General features: G+C 59.7%; 14 protein-coding genes. All 14 read left to right on the top strand.

Annotation, left to right across the window (positions count from 1 at the left end; genetic code table 11):
- The first annotated feature begins 161 nt into the window (after positions 1-161).
- Positions 162-1,217, top strand: a complete 1,056-nt coding sequence (gene tssA, locus ACFVTJ_RS19765) for a type VI secretion system protein TssA (protein ID WP_386910306.1) — start codon at positions 162-164, stop codon at positions 1,215-1,217.
- A 65-nt stretch (positions 1,218-1,282) separates the two neighbouring features.
- Positions 1,283-1,792, top strand: a complete 510-nt coding sequence (gene tssB / locus ACFVTJ_RS19760) for a type VI secretion system contractile sheath small subunit (RefSeq protein ID WP_386910304.1) — start codon at positions 1,283-1,285, stop codon at positions 1,790-1,792.
- Between the two features lie 96 nt (positions 1,793-1,888).
- On the top strand, positions 1,889-3,370 hold the full coding sequence (tssC, locus tag ACFVTJ_RS19755) for a type VI secretion system contractile sheath large subunit (RefSeq protein ID WP_004431481.1): 1,482 nt from the start codon (positions 1,889-1,891) through the stop codon (positions 3,368-3,370).
- 55 nt (positions 3,371-3,425) lie between these two features.
- Positions 3,426-4,820 (top strand): type VI secretion system contractile sheath large subunit, encoded by a 1,395-nt coding sequence (gene tssC / locus ACFVTJ_RS19750; protein ID WP_386910301.1) that lies wholly within the window; start codon positions 3,426-3,428, stop codon positions 4,818-4,820.
- The gene (locus ACFVTJ_RS19745) at positions 4,817-5,638 is read left to right on the top strand and encodes a type VI secretion system accessory protein TagJ (RefSeq protein WP_386910299.1); all 822 of its coding nucleotides are present in this window, start codon (positions 4,817-4,819) and stop codon (positions 5,636-5,638) included. Before tssC (ACFVTJ_RS19750) ends, ACFVTJ_RS19745 begins: the two co-directional genes overlap by 4 nt.
- Positions 5,631-6,140 (top strand): type VI secretion system baseplate subunit TssE, encoded by a 510-nt coding sequence (tssE, locus tag ACFVTJ_RS19740; RefSeq protein WP_013760992.1) that lies wholly within the window; start codon positions 5,631-5,633, stop codon positions 6,138-6,140. Before ACFVTJ_RS19745 ends, tssE begins: the two co-directional genes overlap by 8 nt.
- Positions 6,133-7,914 carry a type VI secretion system baseplate subunit TssF gene (gene tssF, locus ACFVTJ_RS19735; protein ID WP_386910297.1) on the top strand — a complete coding sequence of 594 codons (1,782 nt, stop codon included), beginning with the start codon at positions 6,133-6,135 and terminating at the stop codon, positions 7,912-7,914. The genes tssE and tssF overlap by 8 nt, the downstream gene beginning before the upstream one ends.
- Positions 7,915-7,923: 9 nt before the next feature.
- A complete protein-coding gene (gene tssG / locus ACFVTJ_RS19730) occupies positions 7,924-8,928 on the top strand; it encodes a type VI secretion system baseplate subunit TssG (RefSeq protein ID WP_386910295.1) in 1,005 nt (334 codons plus the stop codon).
- 4 nt (positions 8,929-8,932) lie between these two features.
- Positions 8,933-10,138: a type VI secretion system-associated FHA domain protein gene (locus ACFVTJ_RS19725; RefSeq protein ID WP_386910358.1), complete on the top strand. Its 1,206-nt coding sequence runs from the start codon at positions 8,933-8,935 to the stop codon at positions 10,136-10,138.
- Positions 10,128-11,468 carry a type VI secretion system baseplate subunit TssK gene (tssK, locus tag ACFVTJ_RS19720; RefSeq protein ID WP_386910357.1) on the top strand — a complete coding sequence of 447 codons (1,341 nt, stop codon included), beginning with the start codon at positions 10,128-10,130 and terminating at the stop codon, positions 11,466-11,468. Before ACFVTJ_RS19725 ends, tssK begins: the two co-directional genes overlap by 11 nt.
- Positions 11,465-12,976, top strand: coding sequence for a type VI secretion system protein TssL, long form (gene tssL, locus ACFVTJ_RS19715; RefSeq protein ID WP_386910293.1), 1,512 nt, complete (start codon positions 11,465-11,467; stop codon positions 12,974-12,976). The genes tssK and tssL overlap by 4 nt, the downstream gene beginning before the upstream one ends.
- Positions 12,973-16,452 (top strand): type VI secretion system membrane subunit TssM, encoded by a 3,480-nt coding sequence (tssM, locus tag ACFVTJ_RS19710; RefSeq protein ID WP_386910291.1) that lies wholly within the window; start codon positions 12,973-12,975, stop codon positions 16,450-16,452. The genes tssL and tssM overlap by 4 nt, the downstream gene beginning before the upstream one ends.
- Positions 16,453-16,534: 82 nt before the next feature.
- Positions 16,535-17,959, top strand: coding sequence for a type VI secretion system-associated protein TagF (gene tagF / locus ACFVTJ_RS19705; protein ID WP_386910289.1), 1,425 nt, complete (start codon positions 16,535-16,537; stop codon positions 17,957-17,959).
- A complete protein-coding gene (locus ACFVTJ_RS19700) occupies positions 17,949-18,836 on the top strand; it encodes a protein kinase (RefSeq protein WP_386910287.1) in 888 nt (295 codons plus the stop codon). The genes tagF and ACFVTJ_RS19700 overlap by 11 nt, the downstream gene beginning before the upstream one ends.
- The last annotated feature ends 3 nt before the right edge of the window (positions 18,837-18,839 follow it).

Raw genomic sequence — 18,839 nt, 5'->3', positions numbered from 1 at the left:
AAACCAACTTGTCCACCCCGAAGTTGATTTTTTATCAGGTGAGATTAGCCACTAGACGCCACAATTTAGACACATTTAGAATAAGTCTGTCGTATGAATAGCCTTACGTAAGGGAAGTAACTACAAAAAATCCATTACTATTTCTCGGAGATAGACTGACGTTGAACGCGCCGAACGTTAAAACAGATTTAGAATTTTTGAATGACTGCGGAGAAAATATCCGGGTCAATGCAAGAACGCGTGAAATATACTATAGAATTAAGGATGAAAGAAACCAGGCCCGCACAGAAGAGCGCGCCGCTTCTCCGCAGGATAACCTGAAAATATCCAGTAGCTGGGATAATGTCAGCAATCTTGGATTGCAGATTATATATTCCGAAAGCAAGGATGTTGAAATATTGGCGTGGCTTGCGGAAGCATCGCTGCGCCTGCGCGGCTTCCATGGTCTGCGCGAAATCTACGATCTCGGCAAAGAGCTATTTTACAACCACTGGGACTCGCTGAGGTCGATCAGCGACGATAATGACGAAGAAAAATTTGCACCTTTAGCGGGATTGAACGGTGTCGGCAGCGAGGGAACGCTTGTTCAGCCTTTGCGCCTCGCCTCATTGATCCCGGGCGGGAAATTTGGCGAACACAGCCTCTGGGACTTCCAACTCGCGCAGCGCCCAAATGAAAGCAAACGTCGCGAAGAGCTATATCGGCTTGCGTCTGAAACTGGCGTTGCCGCCATGTCGTCCCAGTTGGCAGAGGTGACTGCGTGCCTCTCCTCGTTTGATGCGATCATGGCCATCCTTACCGAGCGCTGCGGGCAATACGCACCCCCGAGTTCCCATATCCGCAACACGCTGGTCGAAGCAGCGTCTGCAATTCGCTCGCTCGGCGGGCGTGACCAAGATCCGGCGCCCGTCGAACAGGAAACCGTGGCCATCAGCGGTTCCGACGAGAACGGCGCGGCGGCCGTGCGTCCCGCCGTGCCCGCACCGGAAGGCATATTATCGCGCGACGAAGCCTTTGAAACTCTTCTCTCGGTTGCGCGTTACTTCCGCCGTACCGAGCCGCATTCACCGATCTCCCTTGCCATAGAGACACTGGTGCGCAGGGGACGCATGGATTTTTCGGAACTGCTGGCCGAGCTTTTGCCGGAAGCCCAGGTCCGCAACGCAGTCTTAACGGCCGCCGGCATCAAGCCAAGCGGAGAGAGCAACGGAAAATAGAAAGCACGGAGCGCGACGCCGCTCCGTAACGGTCGTCTGTGCCAAGGGGCACCAAGGAGGTTGAAATGGCAAGTGTACATGAAAAGCTGGAGCGTGTTCGCAAACCACGCGTTCACATCAAATACGAAGTCGAAACCGAAGGCGCGATGGTGGTCAAGGAACTGCCTTTCGTGGTCGGTGTGCTCGGTGATTTCTCCGGCAATCCCACCCAGCCGCTCAAGCCGTTCGGGGAGCGTAAATTCGTTCAGATCGACCGCGACAATTTCGACGAAGTCATGCGGCGCATGACGCCCGGTCTCAATATTTCCGTTGCCAATACGCTGCAGAAAGATGGCACGGACGTGCAGGTCAACCTGAAGTTCGAAAGTATGGATGATTTCGAACCCGGCGCTGTCGTGCAGCAGGTTCCGGCGCTCAAGGCGCTTCTGGATGCCCGCAACGAGCTGCGCGACCTTCTTTCCAAGGCCGACCGTTCGGAAGATCTGGAGCGGTTGCTGGAAGATATTTTGCAGAACAAGACCGACCTCGCAACGCTGGTTTCCGAACTCAAGGAAAAGAACGGCGCGAAAGAATAATCGCCTGTGCGGAGGAATACCTCCTCGAACGGCCCCGCTTGGGGCTTCCAACTGTTCAAGCGGCATTTTCAAAGCCGCATGTGGAAGGACTGAAACATGAGCGCTGAGAGCCTGCTGAAAAATGAAGCACAGGCAACGACCGCCGAAGATCAGGGACTGCTGTCCAAGGTGGTTGCCGCTACCCGTCAAACCGAACCGGACCGCGCGCAGAACCTCCTGCGTACGCTGACCGATCAGGCACTGAAGGGGACGGTAAAATATGACCGCAACCTCACCGTCACCCTTAACCACGCGATCGCGGAGCTGGACCGCACGATTTCCGAACAGCTCGCCGCTATCATGCAGGCGCCCGAATTCGCCAAGCTGGAGGGCACCTGGCGTGGGTTGAACTATCTCGTCAAGAACTCCGAAACGAGCGTCAACCTCAAAATCCGCGTCATGAATGCCGGTAAGCGTGAACTGGCGCGCGATCTGGAAAAAGCCGTCGAATTCGATCAGTCGCGCCTCTTCAAGGCGATCTATGAAGACGAATTCGGCACCCCCGGCGGCGAACCGCTCGGCGCCATTATCGGCGATTACGAATTCGACAATTCCTTCGATGACGTCCAGCTGCTGCAAGGCGTCTCATCGATCGCGGCGGCAGCCTTCGCGCCCTTCATCTCGGCTGCCAGCCCGCACATGTTCGGTTTCGAGGACTATCGCGATCTAGCCCGTCCGCGCGATCTGGAGAAGATTTTCGACACGGTCGAATATGCCAAGTGGCGCAGCTTCCGCGAAAGTGACGATTCCCGTTTCGTCACGCTCGCTCTTCCGCGTGTTCTGGCGCGTATGCCCTATGGTCCGAAAACCAATCCGATCGATGATTTCGCCTACGACGAAACCAAGGGTGCGGTGAATGGTGACCTTGAACATGACGAATATTGCTGGATGAACGCCGCATACGTAATGGGCACCAAGCTGACCGATGCCTTCGCAAAAAGCGGCTGGTGCACGGCTATCCGAGGTGCTGAAAACGGCGGCAAGGTGGAAAACCTGCCCATGCACGTCTTCTCCAGCGATGACGGCGACCTGGATCTGAAATGCCCGACCGAGGTCGGCATTACCGACCGCCGCGACGCCGAACTCGGCAAACTCGGCTTTCTGCCGCTCTGCCACTACAAGAACACTGACTACGCGGTGTTCTTCGGTGCCCAGACCGCGCACAAGCCAAAGCTGTACGACAAGCCGGAAGCAACGGCCAACGCCGCCGTTTCGGCACGTCTGCCCTACATCATGGCCACGTCGCGTTTCGCGCATTATCTCAAGGTCATGGGGCGCGACAAGATCGGCTCCTTCATGGAAGCGTCCGATTGCGAAGTCTGGCTCAATCGCTGGATCGCCAACTACGTCAACGCCAATGACGAGGCGGGTGAGGAAAGCCGCGCCAAATATCCGCTGCGCGATGCCAAGGTGACCGTTCAGGAAGTGCCCGGCAAACCCGGCGCCTACAATGCGGTCGCATGGATGCGGCCCTGGTTGCAGATGGAAGAACTGACGACCTCGCTGCGCATGGTCGCCCGTATTCCGTCGAAGAACTGAGCCTGGTCCGGGGTGGTTTGCCACCCCGGCCCCGTTCATCATCCGGAGCCCACTCATGGCGCATCAGTCCTTTCCGGACGCCCGCATTTTCGCCGACCAGCTCATCGCCCTCATCGACGAGGCGCTGACCGGCCAGGTGAACGCCATTCTCCACCATCCCGATTTTCAGGCGATGGAGGCGAGATGGCGCGGGCTTGCCATGGTCGTGCGCGAAGCGGGCCGCAGCACCGACGTGAAGGTGAAACTGCTGAACGCCAGCTGGCGCGACCTTGCCCGCAACACGGAACGCGCCACCGACTTCGACCAGAGCCATCTTTTCGAGGTCGTCTATAACCGCGAATTCGGCATGCCGGGCGGCGAACCGGTCGGCCTTCTGATCGGCGACTACGCCTTTTCCCCTGATGATCTTGATGGTGCCGATTCCATCACAACGCTGTCACAGATCGGCATGGTGGCTGCGGCCGCCTTCTGCCCTTTCTTGGCGGCGGCTTCGCCCTCCACCGTTGGGCTGCAGGACTTTTCGGAACTCAGCCGGGTCCATGATTTCTCCTGGCTGAAACAGGAGAAATCGCGTCTGCGGTGGAATGCGCTTCGCGCACGCGACGATTCACGCTTCGTAGGCCTTGTCGCACCGCGCGTGTTGCTACGCTCTCCCTATAAGCCCTATGCGCGCGGGCGGGATGACGGATTTCCATTCCGCGAGCATGTCGCGGAAAGCGGCGAAACCCTGCTATGGGGCAACGCCGCCTTTGCCTTCGCAACGGTTGTGGTGCGCAATTTCGTCGATTCCGGCTGGTTTGCGGATCTGCGCGGTGTGACACAGGACGCCGTGGATGGCGGCATGCTCTCTGCCCGGCAATTGCCACCGCTCGATCTCGGCATTGAGAGCAACGGCCTGTCCGCCCAGCCGCCCGTGGAAGTGCAACTGACGACGGGACAGGAACAGCAATTTTCCGATCTTGGCATCGTACCCGTCTCCACCACCTATCTTTCCGGCATGGCGATCTTCAACGCCAACCAGTCCCTGCACGCACCCGGCCATTACTCCACCGAAGCGGCGAGGCAGAACGCCCGCCTTGCTGCCATGCTGCAATATGTACTGTGTGCCTCCCGGTTCTCGCATTACCTCAAGGTCATCATGCGCGATGACATCGGCCAGCTCAGCGATGCCACGACAATTGAGCGCAAACTGGAAAGCTGGCTTTCCTCCTATACGCTCGGCAACGACGATGCGGAGGCGGCGTTGCGAACGCGCTATCCGCTGCGCTCTGCGGGGATCAATGTCTTCGAGGTTCCCGGCAAGCCCGGAACATTCTCATGCACCGTGCGCCTTCAGCCGCATTTCCAGCTCGATGACGTCTCCACGAGCTTCCACCTCATTGCCGAAACCATGATGCCGGCCACCACCGCCTCCCGGCCTTCAGCCGAGCCGCAAAGGATATCTGCATGACGCTGCGCGACGAAATTTCCCGCCTCCTGGACGACAACCAGCTGCAAGACGCAATCGGGCTCGCGCGGGACCATGTGAAAACCAGGCCGACCGACAAGGATGGCCGCCATTTCTACATCGATCTGCTGGTCCTCGCCGGCGACTATGAAAAGGCCGATGCGCAATGCAATCTGGCCGCAACATTTTCACCGCAGGACAGCGTCGGTTTTTCCCTCTTCCGCCACCAGCTGCGCGCCATGGCCGCACGCAATGCGTGGTTTGAAAGCGGCGCCGTACCGGATTTCCCCGGCGGCCCCTCCGAACTTGACCACTTGGCCATACGGGCGAACATTGCGGCGCGCACCGGCGATGTCGAGCGCGCGAAAGACGCGTTGAATGAACTCGACGAAAAACGCGGCAATGTGCCAATCGGCCACGACGGCAAGAGCGCCAGCGACATCCGCGATCTGGACGATCGGGTTCCGCATGCGCTGGAAGTCCTGACCAATGGCGGCCGATATCTCTGGATCGATTACGGACGCATCGAGAGCCTCAGCATCGACCCCATGAGCCGCCCGCGCGACCTCGCCTTTCGCGGCGCCGAACTGACGTTGCGCGACGGGGCAGTCGCATCCGTGCTGCTTCCGGCAATCTATCACGGTGCAGGCGACGATGTCAGCCTCCTTCTCGGCCGGGAAACGCGCTGGAGTGAGGGTGAACCACTGATAACGGGTCTCGGCCAACGCTGCCTGCTGATTGGCGACGATGTTGTGCCGTTCCACGAAATCGGCGCGCTTTCCGCCCTGTCCGACGAAGAAAGGCAGATCGCCCGTGGTTGATCCGCTGGAGCAATATCGCGCACGGCAAAGGACGCTGTCGCGCTCGGTTCTGGACCGGCTGCTCGATGACGCGCCGGATGCGGAAACGGATATGCTCGTCAGCCTGAAGGATCAGGCCCGCGAGATGCGCGAGGTGATCCGCCGTGACCTCGAGGCATTGCTCAATACTCGCCGCAACCCGGCCGGCCCGCCGGCAGCACTCAAGGAACTGTCCGATGCGCTCGTGAGCTATGGCGTTGATGGCATTCTTTCGGCCAATCTGGTGACGGATGCCTCCAAGGCGCGACTGGCTCGCAGCATCGAGCGGCGGATTTCCCTGTTCGAAACACGCCTTGCCGACGTGCATGTGACAATCCTGAAAAACCGCACGGATGGTGACCGGGCGCTTCGCATGCGCATACAGGCAAGCTTCCGCCTACAGGAAGGCATGCCGCCGATCAGCTTTGAATCCCGGATCGATCCTTCCACGCAGCAATTCCTGGTGGAGGCGACGAATGGCTGAAGGCTTCCTCGAAAAGTACAATGACGAGCTTTTTGCGCTGCGAAAGCGCGCATCCCGTTTTGCGGCGGCGTTTCCGAAGATCGCTGGCAGGCTGCGGATGACAGGTGACGTTGCCGACGATCCGCATGTCGAGCGTCTGATCCAGAGTTTCGCCTATTCCGCCGCCCGGGTGCGCCAGAAGCTGGATGACGAATTCCCCGAACTGTCGGACAGCCTGCTGGAAACGCTCTATCCGCATTATCTTGCCCCGATCCCCTCGATGAGCGTCGTGCAATTCGCTCAGAGCCCGGCGCTGGCAACCGTGCAGACGCTTCCCCGCCACAGCGAAATTCTCGCCGAACCGGTTGGCGGCGAAAGCTGCCGTTTCCGTACCACGCAGGACGTCGAGATCGCTCCACTGGAAATCGCAGCTGCGACGCTCACCGGTCAGCCGATCGACGCCCCTTCCTCGGCGTCCTTTGCCGGCACGGCCAGCTGTTTGAGGCTTTCGCTGCGCAGCACGGCCCCGCGCGGCGGTACTTTCCCGGAAATGGGACTGACGAAACTCCAGATTTTCCTGTCCGCCGCATGGCAGCAGGCGACAGCACTTTACGAGCTTTTGACCAACCATTGCGTCGGCATGGCGCTTGCGCGTCACGCTGAGGACAAGGAAGCCGTTTTCCTGCCCGCCGGAAATCTTAGGCCGTCCGGGTACTCTCGCGACAAAGCCATGCTGCCATATCCAGCCAACAGTTTTGATGGATACCGGCTTCTCACCGAATTCTTCGCGCTGCCGCAGAAATTTCTATTTCTCGACATTGACGGGCTGCAGAAATGGGGCGGCGGCGACTGCGAGCTATACATCTATCTGGATGCGACGGACACGCGGCTTGAGCGCATGGTGTCGGTCAGAGATTTTGTGTTGAACGCCTCACCGGTGATCAACCTGTTCAAACAAAGCTGCGAGCCGCTCAGTCTTGATGGTACGCGGACGGAATACAGGTTGCTGCCGGATGCACGGCGGCAGCGGACTCGCGAGATCTATGCCGTTGAAAACGTTCAACTGACCAGCCGTTCCGGACAGACCCAGAAGACGTCTCCGTTTTTTGGTCGCACACAGCGCAATAATGGCGCAAACGTTTACTGGCAGATACAGCGGCGGTTCGATGATGACGGCTCTTCCGATACGGACATCGCCTTCGTGGATCAGACGCGCGGCCCGCTTGGGCCGCTCGACATGGTGGCAAGCATCGATACACTTTGCCTCAACCGCGAACTGCCAAGCCAGCTTCCCTTTGGCGGCGGGCACCCATTCCTGCAGCTTTCTACCGGCAACGAGGCGGTGAAATCCATCCATGCACTGATGCCGCCGACGGAGGCGATCCGCGTCAACGAGCGTTCGGCACGCGAGTGGCGGCTGATCTCACATCTTCTCCTCAACCATCTCTCGCTCACCGACAATGGCGGCGCGCCGCTGAAGGACATTCTCTCGCTTTATTCCTTCAGGGACAGCCCGGAAACCCGACAGATCGTGGAGGCGATAAGCAATGTCGAGGCGCAGAATTCTCATGCCCGGATTGGCTCGGCAATGGTACCGGGAACGGATATCACGGTGGAGTTTGACCCGGCACTGATCGCGCGACCTGCCGCATTTGTTTTCGCCGGCGTCCTCAACCATTTCTTCGGGCTCTACACGTCGATCAACAGTTTCACACGGCTGACGGCGACGATGCGCGGCCACTCCAAACCGATTGCCCGCTGGCCAGCCCGCGCGGCCGACCGGCCGCTGCTCTAGGAGACGGGTATGGCACAGCAGACGCCAACCATAAAAGACAGACAGGCGGCGCTTCTCAGCGACGATCCCGGCCGGTTTGACCCTGCAACCGCGTTTCGCGTCGCCCAGTTCGTTTCGCCGGATGACGGGATCGTCATCGGTGCTCATGGCGGAATACAGCCGACACCACTTGCAGTCAGCGGTTTCAGCCGCAAGCGCGGTCAAGCCGAACTGAAATCAGCTTTCGCGCCCATCGTCGGGCCGCTTGGTTCGCTACCGCCGGCCTATGGCGAACTGCTGCAACGGGAAGAACGCAATCGTTCGGGCGCGCTGGCAAGCTTCTTCAACCTGTTTGCGGCAAGGTTCAGCGAACTATTCGTATCCGCGACGGAAAAATACCGTCTTGCAAGGGGTTTGCGCTGGTCGGCCGATCAGAGAGACAACGGTTTCCGCAAAACACTGCTCGCCCTCATCGGGTTCCGCACTGCCGGTCTGGTCGAGAAAGCAGGCGTGAGCGAAGACGCGCTCCTGCGTTTCAGCGGCCTTCTGGCCGGCCGCAACCGCAATGTTTCGGCCCTCACATCAATGCTTTGCGAATTCACGGGACTTCCGGTCCATATCGAACAGTTTCGCCGGCGGTGGGTGGCTTTACCGCTTCACGAACAAAGCCAGCTCGGGCAGGCATCAGGACTGAGGCTCGGACAGAACACGACAGCGGGAAGCGCTGTCGAAGATATGAGCGGTGGCTTCCGGGTCGTGATCGGTCCTGTCGCCTATGCGGATTACCTGGCCCTTACGCCCGGTTCGAAACGGCTTGCGGAAATATTTTCTCTGACACGCCTGTTCGTCGGAAGCGCATTGCACTTCGATGTGCAGGTGATCCTGAAAAAGGAGGACATCCCGTTTTGCCGCCTCGGCCAGTCCGATGCTCCCGCCCGTCTCGGCTGGAACAGCTGGGCTCGCGTGGCACCCGCCCAACAAGACAGCGCTGACGCTGTGGTGACCGAGCGGGAAGGCTCGGCGATCTCCGCGTGAGGGCATAGATATGAAGCTTGCACTCAAGGACATACGCAATATCGGAACAGCAAGAGCCAGTCAGTGGACCTTCGAGCGCGGCCGCCGCGTCATTGGCCGATCTCGGGAGTGCGACTGGCAGATCGACGACGATGAACGGCGCGTTTCCAAGCTGCACTGCACGCTCAACCGCGATGGCGAGGGCTTCACGATAATGGACCAGAGCGCCAATGGCACGCTCGTCGATGGCTGCCTGCTGCTCGAAGGCGAAAGCGCACGTCTCCGCGACGGTTCGCAGATCAACATTGGCGGGCAGGTTTTTCAGGTCTCCATCAGCGGCGATGCCGAACTGGATTTTTCCGATCCCGACGCATCCCTGCGAATGAGCGACGAGCCGCTGACCATTTCGGCGATCCTTGCGGACATCGCCCCGAACGGCCGATCGGCCGGCGGCATGATGGGCAACGCTGCCTCCGTCGACGATTGGTCCGAAACATGGCGGGAGGGCGCGAAACGGAAGGCAAAGTCCATTTCGCGAAATGTCGAGATCGGCTGGAGCGAACCGCCCGCGGCGCATGGAATAAGTGCCATTCTGCCCGATAACTGGGATGAGGAGCCGGTTGCGAGCAGCGAGCACGAACATACCGACGCGCTAAACACGCCCGTCATGATCTCTCGTCCGGTTTCGGCCGCCGGTGGCGAAGATTTCGACAGTGTTTTCCCGGAGACGGAAGAAGACTTACGAGCGGAGAACGCACCGGCTGCAGGCGTTTCTACCGCGCAGGAGATTGGCGATCTTCTGGCCACGCTGGAGCAGGAAAGCGCCGATTGTCTGGCCGTTCTGGACCTCGAGAGCGAGCGCGCTGGCCAAGGTTCGTCAGCCTCCCTGAGCGTGCGGATGGAAAGGCTCATCCGCCAGCAGCGGCAACTTGCCTACGCGCTTGAAACTTTGATCCATGGTTGCACGCAAAGGCTCGAGCCGAGGCTTATCGAGGCGTCTGTCGATGCCGGCAACGATTTCCGGGCAAAGATCGGCCGCCGGGACTGGCATGGGCTTATAATCAAAACAGACTATTGGTCCGCCTACAAAAAGCAATTCGAAGAAAACGGCCGTCCGTTGCCGGTCAGGCAGTTCCTGCAGCGCGCAGCGCGTGGTGAAGCCACGCCGGGACGGCAGACTGACGCGGCCACAGCCGATGCCAAGGGGGTAAATGACCACGATGAGACATGAGAACCGTGTAGCCTGGAGCGAGGGCATGTTTCTTCGCGTCCAGCATTTTCAGCAGTCCGACCGTTGGACCGAACGCCTGGTGCGCAATACCACACGCAACCTTTCGCCCTATCCCTGGGGCATCGTAGAGATGGGGGTCGATCGCAGCGCCTTGTCGATAGGGCAATTCGCTCTGTCGAACCTGCGCGGGATCCTGCCCGATGGTACGCCCTTCGAGGCGCCTGAAGATTCCGACCTGCCGCCGCCGCTCGATCTCGACGAGAGCGTCAAGAACGCCATCATCTATCTTGCCCTGCCGGCCCGGCAACCGGGCAAGGCCGACATGTCCGCCAGCGGCCACAATGACACCAACAATGTGCGTTTCACCGCATCCACCTATGAAGTTTCCGATACCAATATAGAGACGGATTTCGTGGCCCCGATTGATGTCGGCCGCCTGAGCCTGAAGTTCCTCAAGACCGGTGACGATCTTTCCGGTTATGACGTCATCGGGCTGGCGCGGGTGATCGAAGTCCGCTCCGACCGTGCGGTCATTCTTGATCCTGATTTCATCCCGCCAAGCCTCAGCTGCGCGGCTGCACCCCGTCTCAACGAATTGCTGACGGAGCTTCTGGGGATCGTGCGCCACCGCGCCCAGGCGATCGCCGAACGCATCGGTGACCCGACGATCCGTGGGACGGCGGAAGTGGGCGATTATTTCCTGCTGCAGATCCTCAACCGGGCCGATCCGCTACTCGCGCATCGCAGTGCCAACGCTACGCGTTTTCATCCCATCCGCTTTTACGAAGACTGCATCCAGCTTGCCGGCGAGCTCGCCACCTTCACCACAGACAGGAAGCGGGCGACAGATTTCCCGCCCTATCGACACGACGATCTGAAAGCCACCTTCGGCGCTGTGTTTGATGATCTGCGTACCTCGCTGTCTGCGGTTCTGGAACAGGCGGCCGTCGCAATCGAACTGGTGGAACGCCGACATGGCGTCCGCGTCGGCACTATCCACGACCGCACACTTCTGCGCGACGCCGGCTTCGTGCTTGCCGTGCGGGCGGATATGGCTGCCGAGGATATTCGCCGCCGCCTGCCGGCACAGATCAAGGTCGGTCCGGTGGAACGGATTTCCGAACTGGTCAATGTGGCACTGCCGGGTATTCCCGTGCGGTCCCTCCCGGTTCTGCCACGGCAACTGCCCTATCGCTCCGGCACCGTTTATTTCGAGATCGACACGCAGTCGCCGCTCTGGAAACAGCTCGATACTTCAGGGGCGATTGCCCTGCATCTGGCGGGCGAATTCCCTGGGCTTGAAATGGAAATGTGGGCATTACGCGAATGAGCACGGAAAACCCCTCTTCCTGGCAGGATTTGCCGACGGTGGTCGAGATCACCGAGGAAAGTCGCCGGCGCAACCAGAACGCCCGCAACATGGCGGCAATCCTCGAGGACATCGTCGAGACCGACGAGCCGGCAGGCCCCAGCAGGGCAAAGGCGACTGCCATGCCGGTCGAACAGCTGCTGACCGGTTTCCACTTCGGCGGCGAGGAGGTTCCGACACTTGTGCAATCGGCAGCTCCCCTTCTCAACCTCGCACATCTGCTGCGCTTCAGCGATGCCGAGCCGGATCCCGACCAGCTTCGCCGCGCCTGCGTTGAAGCAATTACACGCTATGAACGCGACCTCGCCTCCGCCCGCATCAGCCCCGAGCGGGCAAGGGCTGCGCATTATGTCGTCTGCGCGACGGTCGATGATGTCGTTCTCAGCAAGCCCTGGGGTGTGCGGGCAGGCTGGGCGCGCTCCGGCCTCGTTTCCACGTTCCACAATGACGTCACTGGCGGCGACCGGGTTTTCGACATTCTCGACCATTTCCACCAGTCTCCCGGCGCCAACAAGGATCTGCTGCTTCTGATCTATCTGTGCTTGTCGCTGGCTTTCGAAGGACGAACCCGCGTTTCACCGAAAGGAGCGCTCGAGCTTTCACGCATCCGCGACAGCCTCTACAAAACGCTGATCGGCCAATATGGCGCCTTCGAACGGGAGCTTTCTCCGCACTGGAAAGGTGTCGATGCTCGACATACGCCATTGCGCGCGATGGCGGCGCTCTGGACCCTGCTGTCGCTGATGGCGCTCGCCTTCGCGCTTGGTTATCTCTTCTTCACGCTGTCGCTCAACAGCGCATCCGATGTCACTTTCGAAAGACTTGCTCATCTGCCGCCGAACGAAACACCGAGCGTGTTGATCGCAAGCCCTCCTGCACCAACGCCGCCGCCAACTAAAGTGGAAACTCCCCGCGTCGTAGATCCACCCAAAATCGTGGAGCCGAGACAACCCTCCCGGCTTGAAAAGCTGATGGCCTTCCTGCAGCCCGAAGTCGACAGGAAGCTCGTGACCCTTGCGGATGTAAACGGGCGGCTGCGGGTTCGCATCAACAATTCGGGCCTGTTCACGACAGGCAGCGCCGATGTCAGCCCGCAGTTCCGCGATCTCATCCAGCGTATCGGCGGCGCGCTTGCGGCTGAGAAATTCCGTGCGGTCGTCATCGGTTATACCGACACCGTGCCGATCAAGACGGTGGAGTTTCCATCGAATTGGCACCTTTCCGAAGCGCGCGCCAAGGCCGTTGGAGACATTCTTTCACAATTCACCGGTCCTGAAGCGATCCTGACCGAAGGCCGGGCCGACAGCGACCCGATTGCCGACAACAAGACGGAAGAAGGCCGCCAGATAAACCGCAGAACAGAAATCATGGTCCTGACCAATCCCGATGAAAAACTGAGCGACGCTGGCATTCTGTCGCCGCCCATACAGAACAGTCCGGGACAGCAGCCGGGAGAAACCCAGCCATGAATCCATTGAGCTATTTTTATACGATCCGCTCCTATGTCGAGAGCTACGCGGCCCTCGTCGGACGACGTTTCCTGTCGCTTTTATGGGTGATAGCGCTCTGCGTTGTCATCTGGTTCTACGGTTATCTGATCGCGCTCGGCGATTTCAAGCCGCTTGGCACGGTGCAGGCCCGGCTCATCGCCATCGGCACCATCATCGCCATCTGGCTGGTCTACATCGTCGTTACGATCTACCGCGGACGCAAGCAGGACAAGGAACTCGTCGACAGTATCGAGCGCGAGGCGCTGGCCAATCGGCAGGCGGAAATCGGCGAAATCCAGACACGACTGAAGGAAGCGCTCGCTCTCTTGCGACGCGTCACGAAAAAGCGCTTCGGTTATATTTACGACCTGCCCTGGTATGTGATCTTCGGCGCCCCCGGTTCCGGCAAGACGACGGCACTCACCAATTCCGGCCTGCAATTTCCGCTTGGCGATGCGCTCGGCGAAAATGCGGTGAAGGGCATTGGCGGCACGCGCAACTGCAACTGGTGGTTCGCCGACGAGGCGATCCTGATAGACACCGCCGGGCGCTATACCACGCAGGACGATCTCGACGGATCCTCGAAGGCCGGCTGGGAAGGTTTTCTCAGCCTCCTGAGGCGATATCGCCGTTCGCAGCCGATCAACGGCGCATTGGTCACCCTGTCAATCCCCGATCTGCTCAACCGTGATCCCGAAGAACAGCGGCAGGAACTGCGCTCCATCCGTCAGCGGCTTTCGGAACTCGACGAATATCTGCGCGCTCGGGTCCCGGTCTATATCGTTCTGACGAAGGCCGACCTGCTGCATGGTTTCGTGGAGTTTTTCGACGGTTTCAACAAGACCGATCGTCAGCAGGTGTGGGGCACAACCTTTAAGCTGGATGAAAGCTACTCCGCCGAGAACCTGCCGCAGCGCCTGACGGAAGAATTCGAGCTTCTGCAGCAGCGGGTCGATGCCATGCTGATTGAACGCCTGCAGCAGGAACAGAATGCGGAGATACGCGGACGTATCTTCCGTTTTCCGGCCGAGCTGGCGCGGCTGAAGGACCGCCTGCATGAAGCGCTTGCCGAGCTTTGCGCAAGTTCGCCTCTCATTGAGCCCCCGCTTCTGCGCGGCGTTTATTTAGCGTCGGGAACGCAGCCGGAAACGGAAAGATCTCCCGCAGCCCCCAGAACCCGCCGGAGCTACTTCCTCTCGCGGCTGTTCAAGGATGTCATCTTTCCCGAAGCCGCATTGGTGATGCGCGACAAACGCCTTTCTGGGCGGCAATTACTGGTGCGCCGCATTGCCTATGGCGCATCCGCCGCGGCGGTCGCCATTGTCTTCACTGGCTGGATTTTCACCTATTTCGCCAATACACAGGCGCTCGCCGAAGCGGATCGCAAACTTGGCGCTTATGAGCAACTCGTTCAGGGAATTCCCGTACGAGAGGTCGCAGATGCCGATTTCCTGCGCATCCTCCCCGCGCTCGACAATCTGCGCGCTGCCAATTCCGGCTTTGCCCGCGAACGCATTTGGAATGTCAGCTTCGGCCTCGATCAGGAGGACAAGATTGCCGGGCGCCAGCGTGACGCCTATCAGCGCGCGCTCAACGCCTTGCTGCTGCCGCGGATGATCGTGCAGCTGCAAAAGCAGCTTAAGGACGAGAAGGATGTCACCCGCACGTTCAATTCGCTGAAACTCTATGGAATGCTGGGCGGGATGGGTGCACTGGACCGCGATTTCCTGACCGTGCAGACGCATCAGATGTTCGCATCGCTATACCCTGGTGATGGAAGGGCTGCGGTGCGAGAAGCGCTGGACCAACACGCAAAGGCGCTGGCCGACGGCGTGCTTGCCCCGATCGAGCTCAATGCGCGGCTCATCGCTACCGCCCGCGAAACGATCCGCGATCAAGCGATTGGCACACGCACCTATAATATTCTCGCCGGTCTTCCGCAGGTGCGCGAATTGATGGAATGGACCCCCGCGGCGGCTTTCGGTCCTCTGGGCGAGCGTGCTTTCGAGCGTCGCAGCAAAGCGCCTATGGCGGAGGGCATAGAGGGCCTCTTCACTGCGGATGGATATCACCGTGTCGTCATTCCGCAAGTCGCGCATGCCGCCCGCATCGCGCTTTCCGAAGGCTGGGTGCGAGGTTCTGATGATGCCATCAAGGGCGCGACCGTGGAGCAGGTGGCGCAGGCCGCGCTGCAAATCTATTTCGACCGGTTTGAGAAAAAATGGGCTGATATGCTGGCCGACCTTCGGGTCAAACCCTCCCAGACCCTCGGCGACGCAGTGGAAACCACCCGTGCGCTCGCCAATGAGCGCAATATCGTGATGGAGGCCGCCAGATCGATCTCGGAGGCAACCGATCTGCGCCCTGGAGCAAACCCCGCCACCCTCGCATCCGCTGCGGATGACGACGCAACCACAGCCGTTCTGGCGGCCTCGGTGAATGCGTCCGATCCCTATGCGAGACTGCGTGACATGCTGGCGACGAAAGGCGCAGCCACAACGGGCGAGCAGGCCAATGGCGACAAGACCGGAGGTTCGCCATCGGAACAGTTGCTCGCGCATTTCAAGCTGCTGAACGAACAGCTTGCCCGCTCGGCAACAACCTCCGATGAAGTCGCCAAGGTGTTCGACGTGGACAGCCAGCTCACCAAGGCCAATCAGGACCTGCTGCAGCAGGCCCGCGAATTGCCGGCGCCGCTCGATGTCTGGGTGGCAGGCGTGGCGGCGGATGTCGGCTCGCTCGCGGTCAAGTCCGCTCGCAGCCGTATCGCCGAACTCTGGACGTCAGATTCAGCCTCCCTGTGCTCTTCGATCGTGACCGGTCGTTATCCCTTCGACCGGGCCTCCACTCGCGATGTCGCCATTGCGGATTTCACGCGTCTCTTCGGGCCAACGGGGGTTTTCCAGAGTTTCTTCAAACAGCGCATGGAACCGTTTGTCGACAAGACGACGACCCCATGGAGCTGGAAAGGTACCTTCGGCGCGGCCGGCCTTCCCAGCAGCGCCGTCGCCCAGTTCGAAAATGCCGACAAGATTTCGCGCGCCTTCTTCCCGAATGGTAGCGAGACGCCGGCGGTTTCGATCAATGTCAAACCCGTCTCCCTCACCAATGCCTCGAGCGCGGTGATGCTGGAGATCGAGGGCGAGCGGGTCGTTTATTATCATGGTCCGATCCAGGCGAAATCGATCACCTGGCCCTCGCGCGAAAACACGGCAAGCCTGTCGCGCATCGCCTTCCAGCCCGGCGGCTGGCAGCAGGCCAAAACCGAAAATGGCGACTGGTCGCCCTTCCGGCTGTTTGACGGTGCCGATATCGAGAACCAGTCGGGTGACCTGCTGCGGGTGCGGTTTGAGAATGGCGGACAGGCTGCCGAATTCGATATTCAGTTCGGCTCGGTTCTCAATCCGTTCAAGCTGGATGCAATTGCCAGCTTCGCCTGCCCCGCGCAGTTCTAGTGACGGAACGGAATAGTGATGTTTCAAAGGAGGGGATTAGAATGAAGGCGGGCACGATAACGGCAGCGGGTCATCGCAACTGATGGCCGATCAGGCATCAAGGTCCACGCAAAAGGCGACGGAAAGCGATCGCATCGGTTTCTTCGGCAAGGTTCCAAGCCATGGCGATTTCATCTCCGATGGGCTGGAGCGGGAATTGATAGGTACTTTTGACGGCTGGATGCGATCCGGCATGCACGCCTGTGCGGATATGTTTACGGGCCGATGGCCAGACATATTCTCTTCGTCGCCACCCATACGCTTCATCGTTGAGCACGGCATATGGGGAAACTCTGCCTATGTCGGTGTATTGGTCCCGAGTGCGGACCGAGTTGGACGCAAATATCCGCTCGCCATCATCGCCCAGCTCCATGGCTTCCGCGAGCATCCGCGAAGCCTCTATCTCGACGACACCTGGTTCATGGCCGCAGAGGCGCTGGCGGAGACATCGATGACCGGCGATTTCGACATCTCCCGGTTTATTACTTCGATCAAAAAACTTCGCCTGCCAAAGCCGCGGGAAGAGGAGGATGTGCCGGAAATGGTGCGCGGCCGTATACCGACGAGCCTCTGGTGGTATATCGATCCTGTCAGCCGTCGTGCCCGCGGCCTGAAATTTGACGGCAAACCCAAAGCCTCCGATTTCCTACGTCTGTTTAGCGACATGCCGGGCAAAGGCGACGAGGACGGTTCAATACCAGCGCCAGCGCCAGCGCCAATTCCAGCACCGGTGCAGGAGAAAACAAAACAGCAAATGCCGCCCGTGGCGCCCGCGCCTGCGCCGGCAGCGGAACAGCCGTCATCTGTGACCTACAGCTATGCCACACACCCTGGCACGCGTCTTTCCCTGAATGCGGACGCTCTATTCGTTTCCCAGACACCTTCCCTCTTCGCCATTGCCGATGGACAAGGTGATTCACATAGCGCCGTAGAGGCCGCCCGTCTCGCCACGAATATTCTTGCGGAAACGCCAGATGCCGAAACACCGGAGATGATGGCGCAACAGATCAGGGGAAAACTCGGCACCATCAACAGCCTGCTCCTCTCCCGCCAGACGACCGGCGCCGATGTCAGGCCGATGGCCAGCGTCGTCATAGCCTCGATCATCTCGCGCAGGCTGAGCGTCCTGTGGTCTGGTGATGCACGCGCCTATCTCCTGAAAAACGGCACCATGCACCAGCTTTCTCGCGATCACGTCGTTGTCGGCATGAAAAAGCAACTTTCGCAATGTGTCGGGCTTTCCCAGCAGTTCCGGCCGGACATCGTTTTCGAGGATTGGGGTCTGCAGGACAGGATACTGCTGTGCAGTTACCCGCTGGTGCAGATCCTCCGGGAACGCGCCATTGCCGAGATCGTTTTCAACACCCCGATCAAGGATTGCGCCAATGCCCTGGTCCAGGAAGCGCTGATCGAAAACGCCCGCGAGAATATAAGCGCAATTGTGATTGGAAACCGGCGTGAGCGTTGAACTTGTCTATCCGGAGGTAGCTGCCCGCTTTTCCGACCTTTGGCGAAGCATCCGCCATGAGGGCACGCGGGAAAGAAGCTACCAGGAGCAGCAAGACCTGATCAACCAGATCCGAAATGCACTGGATCGAAAATTGCCAGATATTTCTGGCGAAAAACCGGACTGGATTGCGGACAGCTTTGCCGTGAATTTCACCGCTTACCAGAGTGAGACGACACTTTTGCTGCAATTGCGTCACCGCGATCTCGGCTCGCCGCACGCACTGAAAACCGTGCCGCCTGCCCGCAGGGACGACACCGTTCTGCTGCAACGCTTACGGGACGAAGCCGAGATTGGGCTCGCGCTGCGCCATCCCTGCCTTGCGGAAACGTCCGCGCTTTTGCGGTTGCCGGATGGTCGGCCTGGCCTGTTGCAGCCGTGGTTTGCGCACTCACTGGCATCGATCATATCTGCGCAACCGATTGCCGCCTCGCAGGCGATCGTGATCCTTCGCCGCGTGCTGCAAGCGTTGAGTGCAGTACATGCATCTGGACATGTGCACTGCGACGTCACCCCAGCCAATATTCTGCTGTCGGACGGCAAGTTCGAAACGGCAAGACTGAGCGACTTCGGCATCGCCCTTCAAATTGGTCGGAAACACGCGGAACAGGGCCTTCGTTTTGCGGCCTCGGCTGAATTTGCGCCGCCGGAACAGATGCAAGGCGCACCGGCAAAGCCGGATCAGGACATATACGCCGTGGGACGGCTCGCCCGGCGGCTAATCGCCACTGATAATGCAGAGTCACCGCAAGGCCTCGAAGATTTTGCGCAGGCCTGTTGCAGTGACGATCCTGCGTTGCGTCCACAAACGGCAATGGAAGCGCTACAGCTTCTGTAGCGC

It is taken from the genome of Agrobacterium sp. NPDC058088, from assembly GCF_042885035.1.
GTDB lineage: Bacteria > Pseudomonadota > Alphaproteobacteria > Rhizobiales > Rhizobiaceae > Agrobacterium.
The sequence above is the reverse complement of the archived record's forward strand: the minus strand, read 5'-3'. Positions and strand labels throughout refer to the sequence as shown.

Bases quoted from the DNA above. Each gene is read 5' to 3' on its own strand.
- tssB (WP_386910304.1), top strand. From the start codon at position 1,283: ATGGCAAGTGTACATGAAAAGCTGGAGCGTGTTCGCAAACCACGCGTT.
- tagF (WP_386910289.1), top strand. From the start codon at position 16,535: ATGGCCGATCAGGCATCAAGGTCCACGCAAAAGGCGACGGAAAGCGAT.
- tssG (WP_386910295.1), top strand. From the start codon at position 7,924: ATGGCACAGCAGACGCCAACCATAAAAGACAGACAGGCGGCGCTTCTC.
- tssK (WP_386910357.1), top strand. From the start codon at position 10,128: ATGAGACATGAGAACCGTGTAGCCTGGAGCGAGGGCATGTTTCTTCGC.
- tssC (WP_386910301.1), top strand. From the start codon at position 3,426: ATGGCGCATCAGTCCTTTCCGGACGCCCGCATTTTCGCCGACCAGCTC.
- tssF (WP_386910297.1), top strand. From the start codon at position 6,133: ATGGCTGAAGGCTTCCTCGAAAAGTACAATGACGAGCTTTTTGCGCTG.
- tssC (WP_004431481.1), top strand. From the start codon at position 1,889: ATGAGCGCTGAGAGCCTGCTGAAAAATGAAGCACAGGCAACGACCGCC.
- tssM (WP_386910291.1), top strand. From the start codon at position 12,973: ATGAATCCATTGAGCTATTTTTATACGATCCGCTCCTATGTCGAGAGC.
- ACFVTJ_RS19745 (WP_386910299.1), top strand. From the start codon at position 4,817: ATGACGCTGCGCGACGAAATTTCCCGCCTCCTGGACGACAACCAGCTG.
- tssL (WP_386910293.1), top strand. From the start codon at position 11,465: ATGAGCACGGAAAACCCCTCTTCCTGGCAGGATTTGCCGACGGTGGTC.